Annotated in this window: 1 pseudogene; it reads right to left on the bottom strand. The window is 56.6% G+C overall.

The window, feature by feature from the left end:
* A pseudogene (locus J699_RS00055) lies at positions 1-774 on the bottom strand (hypothetical protein); the annotation flags it as partial.

A 774-nucleotide genomic window follows, 5' to 3' on the forward strand; every position in this document is an offset into this window, starting at 1 on the left:
CCACCGATAATGTCAGTGATTGAGCCTAAAGGCCCGCCGTCACCGCCACCGATACCGCCCGTAATACCGCCGATGATGTCTGTGATTGAACCGAGAGGACTGCCTTCACCACCACCGATACCACCGGTAATGCCACCGATGATGCCTGTGATTGCACCTAAAGGACCGCCTTCACCACCACCGATACCACCAGTAATGCCACCGATAATGTCAGTGATTGCACCTAAAGGACCGCCTTCGCCACCACCGATACCACCGGTAATGCCACCGATGATGTCAGTGATCGAACCTAAAGGACCGCCTTCGCCACCACCGATACCACCGGTAATGCCACCGATGATGTCAGTGATCGAACCTAAAGGACCGCCTTCGCCACCACCGATACCACCGGTAATGCCACCGATGATGTCAGTGATCGAACCTAAAGGACCGCCTTCGCCACCACCGATACCACCGGTAATGCCACCGATGATGTCAGTGATCGAACCTAAAGGACCGCCTTCGCCACCACCGATACCACCGGTAATGCCACCGATGATGTCAGTGATCGAACCTAAAGGACCGCCTTCGCCACCACCGATACCACCGGTAATGCCACCGATGATGTCAGTGATCGAACCTAAAGGACCGCCTTCACCACCACCGATACCACCCGTAATGCCACCGATAATGCCTGTGATAGCACCTAACGGACCGCCTTCACCGCCACCGATACCACCCGTGATGCCACCGATGATGCCTGTAATTGCGCCTAGAGGGCCGCCGTCACCACCG

The organism is Acinetobacter sp. 1000160, assembly GCF_000588715.1.
In the GTDB taxonomy this organism is placed as follows: domain Bacteria; phylum Pseudomonadota; class Gammaproteobacteria; order Pseudomonadales; family Moraxellaceae; genus Acinetobacter; species Acinetobacter courvalinii.